This window comes from Cellulosimicrobium marinum, assembly GCF_020551945.1.
In the GTDB taxonomy this organism is placed as follows: Bacteria; Actinomycetota; Actinomycetes; order Actinomycetales; family Cellulomonadaceae; genus Cellulosimicrobium; species Cellulosimicrobium marinum.
In genome coordinates, this window is record NZ_JAJBZH010000001.1 from 332,677 (window position 1) to 344,960 (window position 12,284).

The following is a 12,284-nucleotide window of genomic DNA, read 5'->3' on the forward strand; positions in this document are numbered from 1 at the left end:
CGAGAGGTCACCGCGCGGCGTTCCACCGCACGACGTCGTCGGAGTAGCGGTGGAGCAGGGTGGCGAGCTGCGCGACGTCGCGCTCGTCCCACCCGTCGAGCGCCTCGGTGATCGACTGGACGCGGCCGACGTGCGCGGCCTGGAGGCGGGCGGCGCCGTCGGCCGTGAGGGTGATGCGCTGCCCGCGCGAGTCGTCCGGGTCGACCTCGCGGGCGACGAGCCCGAGCCCGTGGAGGCGGCTGAGCTGGCGCGAGATGGTCGCGCGCCCGACGCCGAAGTGGGCCGCGAGCTCCGACCCCCGGACGCCGGGGTGGTCGGCGACGTGCGCGAGGAGGGGGTAGGCGCTCGCGTCGAGGTCGGGGTGGATGCGGCGTGCCATGGACCCGGCGACCGCGCCGGCGCGGCGCAGCATGATGCGGAGCTCGCGTTCGAGGTCGACGTACGCGGCGTCGGGCGCGGGCGTCGGTGCGGGCTGCGGGGCGGGGGTCTCGTGGGGCACAGGCCCATCATGGCGCCCCGCACGCCGACGGGTCACGCCCGTGACCCAAACGTCACCCGTGACAGGGTGCCCCGTCCGCTGAGTGCGGGAGATCTGTCGTCCCGAATCGATTCGGGACGACAGATCTCCCGCACTCAGCGGACGGGGGGCGCCGCCGGGTCAGCGGGTGCGGGCCGCCGGGTCGTCGACGACGCCGCCCGGGGCGAGGGCGTCGACGAGGGTCGACTCCGTCTCCTCGGCCAGGGTGATGCGACCGGGGGTGGTGTCGACGGGGGCGTCGTCGGGGTCGGCGGTGCGTGCCGCCTCCTGCTCGAGGCGCTCCTGCAGACCCGTCTTCGTGCCGAGCGGGACCTCCTTGAGGAAGGACACCGCGACGAGGGCGACGAGCGCGAGCGGGACCGCGACGAGGAAGATCTCCGCGATGCCGTCGCCGTACGACCGCTCGACGAGGTCCCGGACCGGCGCGGGGAGCGTCGCGACGTCGGGCACGGCGCTGCTGCCACCCATGGAGTCGGCGGGGACGCCGAGTCCTTCCAGGCCCGACCGGATCGAGGTGGACACCTTCGACGCGAGGACCGCCCCGAGCACCGAGACGCCGATCGCGCCGCCGAGCGTGCGGAAGAACGCGACGGTGGACGACCCGGCGCCCATCTCCGCGACCGCGAGCGTGTTCTGCACCGCGAGGACGAGGTTCTGCATGAGCATGCCCATGGACGTGCCGAGCAGGAACAGGTAGAGGCTCACGAGCACGAAGCTCGTGTGGTAGTCGATCGTCGACAGCGCGAGGAGCGACACGGTGAGCAGCGCCGCGCCGCCGACCATGATCGCCTTGTACCGGCCGAAGCGCGTGATGAGCTGGCCGAACAGGGTCGACGCGACGAACGTCCCGATGATCATGGGGATGGTCAGCAGCCCGGACTCGGTCGGCGTCTTCCCCCGGGCGACCTGCATGTACTGGCTGAGGAAGACGGCGGTGCCGAACATCGCGACGCCGACGGCGACGGACGCGACGACGGCGAGGACGAACGTGCGGTTGCGGAAGAGGTGGAGCGGGATGATCGGCTCCGCGGCGACACGCTCGACGAGCACGGCCGCGACGAGCGCCGCGACGGCCCCGCCGACCATGACGTACGTCTGCCAGGAGAGCCAGTCGAAGTTCTGGCCGGCGAACGTCACCCAGAGCAGCAGCGTCGCGACGCCGACGCTGATGAGGCCCGCGCCCCAGTAGTCGATCCGCACGACGCGGCGCGCCACCGTGGGCAGGTGCAGCGTGCGCTGCAGGACGACGATGGCGGCGATGGCGAACGGCAGCCCGACGAAGAAGTTGAGGCGCCAGCTCACGGTGTCGGTGAGGACGCCGCCGAGCAGGGGGCCGCCGATCTGGCTGACGGCCATGATCCCGCCCATGAGGCCCATGAACTTGCCGCGCTCGCGCGGGGAGATGATGTCGGTGACCAGGACGGTGGCGAGCGCCATGAGGCCGCCCGCGCCGAGTCCCTGGAACGCGCGGAAGGTGATGAGCGTGCCGACGTTCTGCGAGAGGCCGGCGAGCGCGGAGGAGACGACGGCGACGACGAGCGCCACCTGGATGAGGACCTTGCGGTCGGTGAGGTCGGCGAGCTTGCCCCAGATCGGGGTGGAGATGCACATCGCGAGCAGGGTCGAGGTGACGACCCACGTGTAGGACGCCTGCGAGCCGTCGAGGTCGCTGACGATCTTGGGCAGCGAGCTCGACACGATGGAGCTCGCGAGGATCGCGACGAACATGCCGAGGAGGATGCCGGAGAGGGACTCCAGCACCTCGCGGCGCGTCATGGTGGGCGCGACGTCGGGTGGCGTCGCCGGGGTGGCGGTGGTCATGAGGGGGCTCCTCGGGGAGAGGCGGTCAGGAGGTCGGGCGCGGCGCTGCGCGGTGGGGCTGCCCGACGGCGTGGGGGTCGTCGGGCGCGACGGTCACCCGGTCGTGGCGGGGGTCGGGGCGGGGAGCGGCGCGGGGAGGGCGTGCGCGGCGGTGACCGCGGCGGTCACGCGCTCGATCTGCTCGGTGGCGGCGTGGATCTCGGTGGGCGTCCAGTCCGCGAACACCTCGGCGCCCATGGCCTCGACGAGCGCGCCCGAGTGGCGCACGACCTCGCGCCCGGCGTCGGTGAGCTCGACGGTGCGGGCGCGGCGGTCGTCGTCGTCGACCGTGCGGTGGGCGAGGCCGGCGTCGACGAGGTGGCTCACCTGACGGCTCGCGACGGACAGGTCGACGCGCAGGCGGCCGGCGACGTCGCCGAGCTGGACGGTGCCGCAGCGGTCGAGCATGCGCAGGACGCCGAGGGCGGCGCGGGGGACGTCGAGCTCGCGGGCGAGCCGCGCCGCGCTCTCCTTCTGCACCCGGGCGAGGTCGTCGAGCGCGCGGACGAGCGCGGTGGTCGGGGTGCGGCCGGGGGAGGCGGGGGGCGCGTCGTCGGGCACGAGGGTGGGGGTGACGGGCACGGGAACTCCTTGGTTGCTGCAGGCAAGAGTACGCCCGCAAGTTGCTTGTAGCAACCATCTGGACGTGTCGCCTCACCAACCCTCGTCGAGCGGGACCACGGCCCCGTTGCTAGCCTCCCGCCACGCCCCCCGTCCGAGGGGGCCCGTTTCGAGGGAGAGACATGAGACGTCGACTGATCTCGAGCCTGCTGGCCGCCATGATGGCGGTCGGAGGGATGGTCGTGGCCGCGCCGGCCAGCCAGGCCGCCCAGCCCTGCGGCATGTCGCAGGTGAAGCACACGTCGTGGACCTACGTCGCGAGCAACCGCATCTACCGCCAGACCCCGTACACCACGTACTTCCGCAACTGCTCCTCCGTCACCGTGAAGAAGCGGCTCGACATCGCCCTGGGCTTCGACCTCGCGTGCCAGACCGTCACCCCGTACGCCACGGTCTCCTGGTACTGGGTGAAGAACAGCGCCAACCCCTCCTACATCCGGGGCGTCACGAGCTGCTGACCCGGTGCCCGCGCGGCGGCACCGGTTCCCGCCGCGCGGGCACGTCCCGTCAGGACGACGCCCGCGACCGGGACTCGTTGCCCATGTCCTCCAGCTCGATCCCCTTCGTCTCCGGGACCTTGCCGAGGACGAACACGAACGACAGCGCCGCGAAGACCGCGAAGGCGAGGTACGGGACGGACGCCCCGAAGGCGTCGAGCAGCGGCTTGAACGCGATGGTCACGGTGAAGTTCGCGAGCCACTGCGCCATCGCCGCGACGCCCAGCGCCGCAGCGCGGATGCGGTTGGGGAACATCTCGCCGAGCAGCACCCACACGAGCGGTCCCCACGACGCACCGAAGAACACGACGAACGCGTTCGCTGCCACCAGCGCCACCGGTCCCCACGGGTCCGGGAGCGAGACGTCGTCGCCCGTGCCGCTCGCGAAGGTGAACGCCAGCGCCATGAGCGCCAGGGACACGGTCATGCCCGCGGACCCGATGAGCAGGATGGGGCGTCGACCCACACGGTCGACGAGCGCGATCGCGATGAACGTCACCGCGACGTTGGTCACCGCCGTGATGGTCGAGAAGAGGAACGACTGGCTCTCGTCGAAGCCCACCGACTGCCAGAGGGTCGTCGAGTAGTAGAAGATCGCGTTGATCCCGACGAACTGCTGGAAGATCGACAGGATGATGCCGACCCAGACGATCGGCTTGAGCCCGAAGCGCGGGCCACGCAGCGTGCCCTCCGCCGCGTTGCGCTCGTCGATCGCGATGGACCGGTGGATCTGCGCGATGCGGTCGTCGACGTCCTCGTCGGGGCCCAGGACAGACGCCAGCACGGAGCGCGCCTCGTCGTCCCGGCCCTTCGCCACGAGGTAGCGCGGCGACTCCGGGATACGCGCGGCGAGCAGGCCGTAGACCGCGGCCGGCACGACGCACACGAGGAACATCCAGCGCCACGCCTCCCAGCCCAGCCACAGCTCGTTCGCCGCACCGCCGGCCGACTCCGCGAGGAGCTGGTCCGAGAGCAGCGCGGCGAAGATGCCGACCGTGATCGCGAGCTGCTGCAGAGAGCCGAGGCGGCCGCGCAGGCGGGCCGGGGCGATCTCCGCGATGTACGCCGGGGCGATGACCGACGCGATGCCGATGCCGACCCCCGCCATGAAGCGCCACACCGCGAGGTCGACGGCGGACCACGCGATCGCGGACAGGATCGACGAGACGAAGAACAGCACCGCCCCGAGCACCATCACGCGCGTGCGCCCCCAGCGGTCGGCGAGCTTGCCGCCCGACCACGCCCCGAGCGCGCACCCGAGCAGGGCGATCGCGACCACGAGGCCGGTCACGCCCGAGCTCAGCTCGAACTGGCCCTCGATCGCCTCGACCGCACCGTTGATGACGGACGAGTCGAACCCGAAGAGGAAGCCGCCGACCGCGGCCGCGAAGGCGAGACCGATCGCCTTGCGTTGCGCGTCCTTCGCGGTGGCTGTCGGCTGACCTGCGGCGTCGCTGCTGGACATGGATCCCCTCCGGTCGCTCTCCGGGCCCTGCCGGTCCCTTTCGTCACTGTAGGGCGGACACGTCGGCCGGGCGCGGCGAACGGGCACGTCGCCGGACCGGGCGGCGCGGGCGTGCGTCGTCGGCACCGGCAGGGGGAGACTGGGGCGATGCCCGACGACGCCCCGCGGCCGCCCCGCCCCCGCCGCCCCGCGATGCTCGACCCCCGCGACGCCGAGGACCTCCCGGGCGAGCTCGACCCCGCCCTGCGCGACCAGGTCGCGCACACGACCGCGCACGCGATGGTGCACGGCGCACGCGACGCCGAGGACCCGGAGGTCGTCGCGCGTCTGGTCCGTCTCGTCGAGACCGAGGGGCTCGACGTCGTCGCCTCGCTCTGGGCGGACGCCGCCCCCGGCTCGCTCCCCGGCGCGCTCTGGCGGCTCTACGTCCTGCGGGAGTGGGTGCGCCGCGACCCGCAGACGGTCGCCCTGCGCTACCGGCTCGGCGTCGACGCGGCTCCCGTCCACGAGGCGATCGCCGGCGTGCCGCGACCGCCCGAGCCCCAGGACCTGCGCCGGCTCGCCGACGACGTGCTCTCCGGAGTCTTCGCGGGCGACCTCGCCGTCGCGCTCGAGCGCGCGGCGTCGTTCTGCCGCATCCTCGCGACGGGCGCCGCGTTCGACGCGGACGCGCGCGAGGTCGCCGACCCCGACGGCGCGCTGCGCACGACCCGTGGCGCGTCGTCCCTCCAGCGGACCGCCGAGGAGCTCGAGCACGCGGCCTCGCTGTGGCGCGCGGGTCGCCTGGACTGACCGATCGCGCTCCGCGAACACGGGCGCCCCCGGGGTGCCTGCACGCCGGGCCGACCCGTACGATGGACGACGACGCCGGGCCGCGGTAGCCCCGGGCTCCACACTCAGCCGCTCCGAGCGGCCACGCGCCGAGAGGCGCTCCCGGCCCGGCGTCGCTCCCTCGGCGGCGTGCCGCCGCGACGACGCGGACAGGCCCTGACGGACCTCGTGGCCGACGCACAGGTTCCGGTGCCGGAGCACGCGTGACGGTCGGCTACATTTGACGAGAGTTCGACCGGCGTTCACCCGCACCCCGTCGATGTCTCCTCGGAGGCCGTCGGTTCCGGGGAGGGCCGTGCCGGACCGCACCGAGACCGTCCCCACTCGTGACGACGCCCACCACGCCACAACGGAGCCACCCGTGCGCCTGCGCCTGACACCGCGCGACACCTCGTTCTTCGACCTCCTCGCCGACCTGGCGCAGCACCTCGTCACCGGCTCCACGCTCCTCGGAGAGCTGCTCGGCGCCGACCGGGCGACGCGCAAGGAGATCGCGAAGCAGCTCAGCGAGACGGAGCACCTCGCGGACGACTCGACGCACACGATCATGCGGCGCCTCAACCAGACGTTCGTCACCCCGTTCGACCGGGACGACATCTATGCGCTCGCGTCCGCGCTCGACGACTGCATGGACTTCATGGAGGAGGCGTCCGACCTCATCGTCCTGTACAAGGTCGACGAGCTCCCGGCACGGGTGTCCGAGCAGGTCCAGGTGCTCCAGCGCGCCGCCGAGCTCACCGCCGATGCCATGCCGCGCCTGCGGTCCATGAGCGACCTCGCGGAGTTCTGGGTCGAGCTCAACCGCCTGGAGAACCAGGCCGACAAGCTGCACCGCAAGCTCCTCGCCCAGCTCTTCGACGAGGTGTCGGACCCGATCCTGCTCATGAAGCTCAAGGAGATCGTGGAGACGCTCGAGGCGGCCGCCGACGCCTTCGAGAAGGTCGCCAACACGGTCGAGACGATCGCGCTCAAGGAGTCCTGAGCGCCGTGGAGGTAGTGCTCGTCGTCGTCGTCGTGGCGTTCGCGCTCGCGTTCGACTACACCAACGGTTTCCACGACGCGGCGAACGCGATCGCGACGTCGGTCTCGACCCGCGCCCTCACGCCGCGCGCCGCGCTCCTGATGGCCGCGTTCTTCAACCTCGTCGGCGCCCTCATGGGCACGGCCGTGGCGCAGACCATCGCCGAGGACATCGTCGCCGTCGGCGACGTGCCACCGCACCAGGGTCTCGTCATCGTCCTGTGCGGCCTCGTCGGCGCCATCACGTGGAACCTCATCACGTGGTGGTTCGGGCTCCCGTCGTCGTCGACCCACGCGATCATCGGCGGGCTCACCGGCGTGGGCATCGCGTCGGGCATCACCGTGCACTGGGACGCGATCCTCGACAAGGTCGTGCTCCCGATGATCTTCTCGCCCCTCATCGGGTTCGGCCTCGCGTTCGCGCTCATGGTCGGCGTCCTGTGGCTGTTCCGCCGGGCGGCGCCGGCCAAGGCGTTCCGCCGGTTCCGCATCGCGCAGACCGCGTCCGCCGCCGCCATGGCCCTCGGGCACGGCCTCCAGGACGCGCAGAAGACGATGGGCGTCATCGTGCTCGCGCTCGTCGCGGGCGGGTTCCAGGACGACAACACCATCCCGCTGTGGGTGAAGCTGTCGGCCGCGGGCGCGATCTCGCTCGGGACCTACGCGGGCGGCTGGCGCATCATGCGCACGCTGGGGCGGCGGATCATCGAGCTCGACCCCGCGCGCGGGTTCGTCGCCGAGTCCGTCTCCGCGCTCGTCCTCTACGCCAACGCGTTCATCTTCCACGCGCCCGTCTCCACGACGCACACCATCACGTCCGCGATCATGGGGGTCGGTGCGACGAAGCGGCTCTCCGCCGTGCGCTGGGGCGTCGCCAAGAACATCGGCGCCGCGTGGGTTCTCACCATCCCGATGGCGGCCCTCGTCGCGGCCGTCGTCTACTGGGTGCTCGGCCCGATCCTCATCTGACCCGTCGTCGCCGTCAGTGCAGCGGCGGCGCCACCTTCTCGGCCGCGACGACGCGCGGACCCCGCGGCGTGCGCGCCACGTGCGCGACGATCATCTCGCCCGGCTCCAGGTACGGGTCGCGCGTCGGCAGAGCGTTCGCGACCGCGCGGCGCGAGTGCTGCCCGAGCACGTCGAGCACCGTCGGCAGGACCGGGCGGTGGGTGCACAGCACCGACGACCGCCCGGCCTCCAGGAGCTCGCGCACCGTGCGCGCGACCCGGGCGGGGGACCGCTCGTGCTGCGCCTCCGAGAGGTGGTCGCTGCGCACCGGCTCGAGCCCCGCCGCGCGGCCGTACGGCTCGATGGTGCGCGCGCAGCGCTCCCACCGGCTCGTCACGACCGCCTCGACACCGTACGCGGCGAGCACCGGCACCAGCGCCACCGACTGCGCGTGGCCGGCCGGCGTGAGCGGGCGGTCCTGCTCCTCGCCGTGCCACGTGCCACGGGCGACCGCCTTGCCGTGACGGGCGATGACGACGACGTGCGTGTCCAGGCGGCCCTCCTGGTCCTCGCGGACGAGGGCGTCGAGCGGACCGCGGTCGGCGTACCGCGTGAGCCGGCGCGCGGCGTCGGGCACCGAGAGCCACGTGGCGTCGTCGATCTCCTGCGGGGACACCGGGGGGACGGGGGCGCGCGCGGCGAGCGCGCCGGCGTCGCGCGACCGCGAGGCGCGCCGTGCCGCCCAGTAGTGCACGCGCTTCACGCGCCCCTCGGGGGTGAGGTACTGCAGCCCCGGCAGGGGGACGCCGAGGACGACGGGCTTGCCCGTCTCCTCCGCGACCTCGCGGGCCGCCGCCGTGGGGAAGGTCTCGCCCGGGTCGAGCTTTCCCTTGGGCCACGACCAGTCGTCGTAGCGGGGCCGGTGGACGAGCCGCACCTGCAGCTCGCCCTCGTGACGGCGCCACACCAGCGCACCGGCGGACTCGATCACGGGGGCGTGCTCGACGTGCGTGGGCCCGAGGGCGGGCACGAGCGGGACCCCGCCCTGGAGTGCGGACGGCGGAACTCCCATGCGCTCAGCGCCTCCCCACCAGCCGGCGCCGTTGGCGGTTGACCAGCCCCGCCTGCAGGTCGACCAGGGGACCGCCGTCGGGCGCCGCCTCGGGGCGGTGCCACGTGTTGTCCGCGTCGAGGTGCCACGACGCCGTCGAGTCGGCCATCGACGTGTCGAGCAGGTCGAGGAGCTCGCGCACCTGGCCCTCGTCGGTGATCCGGACGAGCGCCTCCACCCGGCGGTCGAGGTTGCGGTGCATGAGGTCGGCGGAGCCGATGAACACCTCGGGCCCGGACTCGGGCCCTTCGCCGATCGCCGGACCGGCGGAGTTCGCGAACGCGAAGATGCGGGAGTGCTCGAGGAAGCGCCCGAGGATGGAGCGCACCCGGATGTTCTCCGACAGACCGGGGACGCCGGGCCGCACCGCGCAGATGCCGCGGACGACGAGGTCGACCTTCACGCCGGCCTGCGACGCCCGGTACAGCGCGTCGAGCGTCGTCTCGTCGACGACGGAGTTCACCTTGATCTTCACCCACGCCTCGTGGCCCTCGCGTGCCGCAGCGGCCTCGCGCTCGATGCGCTCGACGAGCCCCGACCGGACCGTGCGGGGCGCGACCAGCAGGCGGTGGAAGCGGGACTGCGGCGCGTAGCCGGAGAGCTGGTTGAACAGGCGCGTGAGGTCCTGACCGACGTCCGGGTCGCACGTGAGCAGCCCGTGGTCGGTGTACAGGCGGGCCGTCTTCGGGTGGTAGTTGCCCGTGCCCACGTGGCAGTAGCGGCGCAGCCCGTCGGACTCCTGGCGCACGACGAGCGAGAGCTTGCAGTGCGTCTTGAGCCCGACGATCCCGTACACGACGTGCACGCCCGCCTGCTCCAGCTTGCGCGCCCACGAGATGTTCGCCTGCTCGTCGAACCGCGCCTTGATCTCCACGAGCGCGAGGACCTGCTTGCCGGCCTCCGCGGCGTCGATGAGCGCGTCGACGATCGGGGAGTCGCCCGACGTACGGTACAGCGTCTGCTTGATCGCGAGCACGGCCGGGTCGGCCGCGGCCTGCTCGAGGAACGTCTGCACGGACGTGGAGAACGAGTCGTACGGGTGGTGCAGCAGCACGTCGCGCTCGCGGATCGCGGCGAAGACGTCGGTCGGGGACGCGCTCTCCACCTCCGCGAGCAGGCGGTGCGTCGTCGGGACGAACGGCGGGTAGTGCAGGTCGGACCGGTCGAGGTCGGCGATGAGGTTGAGGCCCGTGAGGTCGAGCGGCTCGGTGAGCTCGTACACCTCCTCCTCGACCACGTCGAGCTCGCGCACGAGCAGCGCACGGATGCGCGGGCTGATCCCGTGGGTGAGCTCGAGCCGCACCGGCGGGCCGAAGCGCCGCCGCAGGAGCTCCTTCTCCATCGCCTGGAGGAGGTTCTCGGCGTCGTCCTCCTCGACCTCCACGTCCTCGTTGCGCGTGACCCGGAACGTGTGGTGCTCCCGCACCTCCATGCCGGGGAACAGGTGGTCGAGGTGCTGGGCGATGACCTCCTCGACCGGCACGAAGGACGTGGGCCCGCGGTCCGACGCCGCGGTCTTCGACGTCGGCGCGGAGGGCCGGCCCCGCGCGTCGACCGCGATGAACCGCGGCAGCAGCGGCGGCACCTTGACACGCGCGAAGTGCTCCTTGCCCGTCGTGGGGTTCGCCACCACGACCGCGAGGTTGAGCGACAGCCCCGAGATGTAGGGGAACGGGTGCGCCGGGTCGACGGCGAGCGGGGTGAGGACGGGGAAGATCTGCTTGCGGAAGTACTTGTGCAGGCGCTCCTGCTCACGCGTCTCCAGCTCGTCCCAGTGCACCAGCGTGATGCCCTCGGCGGCGAGCGCCGGCTGGACGTCGCCCGCGAACACCTTCGCGTGCCGGTCCATGAGCGCGTGGGCGCGCTCGCTGATCGCGTCGAGCACCTGGCGCGGGGAGAGCCCCGAGGCGGCGGTGACGGCGATGCCCGTCGCCATGCGGCGCTTCAGCCCGGCGACGCGGACCATGAAGAACTCGTCGAGGTTCGACGCGAAGATCGCCAGGAAGCGCACGCGTTCCAGCAGGGGCTGCTGCGGGTCCTCGGCGAGCTCGAGCACACGCTGGTTGAACGCGAGCCAGCTCAGCTCGCGGTCGGCGAACCGGTCGTCCGGCAGGGGCGGCGCGTCCGTCTCGAGCACGCTGCCGTCGATCTCCGGCTCCTCGGCGATGTGCTCGGCGATGTGCGCCGCGAGCGACGGGTCGATCGCGGCGCGCGCTCCGTTCGGGCGCTGCTCGTCGTCGGCGGCGAAGCGCCCCTTGGAGTCCCGGGTCCGTCCGCTCTTCTCCGCAGTCGTGCTCATGCGCCCTATCGTGTCACCGCCGGATGAACGGCGCGTGACGTGGGTCTCCTCGTGGTCACGGCCCGTCGGGCGCGTACTGGACGTGGACCTCCCGGCGGGTGAACCCGGCGCGCTCGTAGGTCCGCAGCGCGGGGACGTTGTCGCCGTCCACGTAGAGGACCGCGGTGCCCACCCCGACGCGGGCGAGGTGCGCGAGGCCGACGGCGGTGAGCAGCCCTCCCAGCCCCTGGCCCTGGGCCTCGGGTGCCACGCCGACGACGTAGATCTCGCCCTCGGGCGCGCGCGACGGGTCCTGCCCCGTGGGCACCTTCGTCCAGACGAAACCGACGAGACCGCCCTCCCCGCGCTCGAGCAGGAGCAGTCCCTCCGGGTCGAACCAGTCCTCGCGCACGCGGTCGTGCAGGTCCGCCACCGTCAGCCGCCCCTGCTCGGGGTGCCGGGCGAAGGCCGCCGCGTTGACGCGGACCCACGCCGCGTCGTCGTCCCCGGGCACGAACGGGCGCAGCCACAGGCCGGTGGGGACCGGCGGCGGCTCCGGCAGGGCGTCGAGCGGTCGGGCGAGCACGAGGAGCTCGCGGACGGGGACGTAGCGGGACCGGGCCGCGAGGGCGCGCGCCGCGGGGAGGTCGCCGTGCGCCCAGACCCGCAGCGACGCCGGTGCGCCGTTCGTCGGGGGACCGGACGACGACCCCGGTGCGGTCGCGGACTCGGACGCGCGGTCCGCCGCGCTCGCGAGGAGGTGGAACCCCAGGCCGCGGCGCCGGTACGTCGGCCGCACCACGAGCTCCGCCCTCGGTGCGTCGCCCCGCCGGTCGACCTGCGCGTACCCGGCGAGCTCGCCCCGGCGCCAGGTCAGCAGGTGGACCACGTCGTCGCTGTCGGTCCGGAGGTTGAGCAGCGGCTGCTCCGAGAGCGGCGCGACGCCGTCCGCCTCCCGGGCGGCCGCCGCGAGGGCGTGCACCTGGGCGATCTCGACGTCGTCGATGAGGGGTCCGGCGTGCCAGAGGATCTCGGTCTCCACCCGTCCATCTTGCCCCCCGTGCGGCGTGGCAGGATCCTGACGGACGGTGGCGGTCCTGACGCTCGCCCGCACC

Annotated in this window: 11 protein-coding genes; 4 read left to right on the forward strand and 7 right to left on the reverse strand. The window is 73.0% G+C overall.

Features of this window, described 5'->3' with window-relative positions:
• Positions 1-7: 7 nt before the first annotated feature.
• From LGQ04_RS01490 to LGQ04_RS01500, 3 genes are all read right to left on the reverse strand, one after another.
• Positions 8-499 (reverse strand): MarR family winged helix-turn-helix transcriptional regulator, encoded by a 492-nt coding sequence (locus LGQ04_RS01490; protein ID WP_229241699.1) that lies wholly within the window; start codon positions 497-499, stop codon positions 8-10.
• Between the two features lie 159 nt (positions 500-658).
• A complete protein-coding gene (locus LGQ04_RS01495) occupies positions 659-2,359 on the reverse strand; it encodes an MDR family MFS transporter (protein WP_229241700.1) in 1,701 nt (566 codons plus the stop codon).
• 93 nt (positions 2,360-2,452) lie between these two features.
• Entirely contained in the window at positions 2,453-2,980 is a 528-nt protein-coding gene (locus LGQ04_RS01500) for a MarR family winged helix-turn-helix transcriptional regulator (protein WP_229241701.1), read from the reverse strand.
• 161 nt (positions 2,981-3,141) lie between these two features.
• Between LGQ04_RS01500 and LGQ04_RS01505 the strand changes: the two genes are divergently transcribed.
• Positions 3,142-3,477: a hypothetical protein gene (locus tag LGQ04_RS01505; RefSeq protein ID WP_229241702.1), complete on the forward strand. Its 336-nt coding sequence runs from the start codon at positions 3,142-3,144 to the stop codon at positions 3,475-3,477.
• 49 nt (positions 3,478-3,526) lie between these two features.
• Here the strand turns inward: LGQ04_RS01505 and LGQ04_RS01510 are convergent, their stop codons facing one another.
• Complete coding sequence (locus LGQ04_RS01510; protein WP_229241703.1) at positions 3,527-4,981, reverse strand: sugar porter family MFS transporter; 1,455 nt, start codon at positions 4,979-4,981, stop codon at positions 3,527-3,529.
• A gap of 192 nt (positions 4,982-5,173) precedes the next feature.
• On the opposite strand from LGQ04_RS01510, the gene LGQ04_RS01515 reads away from it, so the two are divergent.
• The 3 genes from LGQ04_RS01515 to LGQ04_RS01525 all read left to right on the forward strand — a co-directional run bounded on the left by LGQ04_RS01515 (position 5,174) and on the right by LGQ04_RS01525 (position 7,801).
• Complete coding sequence (locus LGQ04_RS01515) at positions 5,174-5,773, forward strand: hypothetical protein (protein WP_229242367.1); 600 nt, start codon at positions 5,174-5,176, stop codon at positions 5,771-5,773.
• Positions 5,774-6,173: 400 nt separating this feature from the next.
• Complete coding sequence (locus tag LGQ04_RS01520) at positions 6,174-6,794, forward strand: DUF47 domain-containing protein (protein WP_229241704.1); 621 nt, start codon at positions 6,174-6,176, stop codon at positions 6,792-6,794.
• A 5-nt stretch (positions 6,795-6,799) separates the two neighbouring features.
• Positions 6,800-7,801 carry an inorganic phosphate transporter gene (locus tag LGQ04_RS01525; RefSeq protein ID WP_229241705.1) on the forward strand — a complete coding sequence of 334 codons (1,002 nt, stop codon included), beginning with the start codon at positions 6,800-6,802 and terminating at the stop codon, positions 7,799-7,801.
• Between the two features lie 13 nt (positions 7,802-7,814).
• Here the strand turns inward: LGQ04_RS01525 and LGQ04_RS01530 are convergent, their stop codons facing one another.
• From LGQ04_RS01530 to mshD, 3 genes are read right to left on the reverse strand one after another with little or no spacing between them, the layout of a single operon-like run.
• Complete coding sequence (locus LGQ04_RS01530; RefSeq protein ID WP_229241706.1) at positions 7,815-8,852, reverse strand: NUDIX hydrolase; 1,038 nt, start codon at positions 8,850-8,852, stop codon at positions 7,815-7,817.
• Between the two features lie 4 nt (positions 8,853-8,856).
• Positions 8,857-11,190 carry an RNA degradosome polyphosphate kinase gene (locus tag LGQ04_RS01535; RefSeq protein ID WP_229241707.1) on the reverse strand — a complete coding sequence of 778 codons (2,334 nt, stop codon included), beginning with the start codon at positions 11,188-11,190 and terminating at the stop codon, positions 8,857-8,859.
• A 55-nt stretch (positions 11,191-11,245) separates the two neighbouring features.
• Entirely contained in the window at positions 11,246-12,211 is a 966-nt protein-coding gene (gene mshD / locus LGQ04_RS01540; protein ID WP_229241708.1) for a mycothiol synthase, read from the reverse strand.
• Positions 12,212-12,284: the final 73 nt, after the last annotated feature.

Excerpts from the sequence above, each read along its gene's own strand:
- LGQ04_RS01510 (WP_229241703.1), bottom strand. The coding sequence starts at position 4,981 with ATGTCCAGCAGCGACGCCGCAGGTCAGCCGACAGCCACCGCGAAGGAC.
- LGQ04_RS01535 (WP_229241707.1), bottom strand. The coding sequence starts at position 11,190 with ATGAGCACGACTGCGGAGAAGAGCGGACGGACCCGGGACTCCAAGGGG.
- LGQ04_RS01505 (WP_229241702.1), top strand. The coding sequence starts at position 3,142 with ATGAGACGTCGACTGATCTCGAGCCTGCTGGCCGCCATGATGGCGGTC.
- LGQ04_RS01495 (WP_229241700.1), bottom strand. The coding sequence starts at position 2,359 with ATGACCACCGCCACCCCGGCGACGCCACCCGACGTCGCGCCCACCATG.
- LGQ04_RS01515 (WP_229242367.1), top strand. The coding sequence starts at position 5,174 with ATGCTCGACCCCCGCGACGCCGAGGACCTCCCGGGCGAGCTCGACCCC.
- LGQ04_RS01530 (WP_229241706.1), bottom strand. The coding sequence starts at position 8,852 with ATGGGAGTTCCGCCGTCCGCACTCCAGGGCGGGGTCCCGCTCGTGCCC.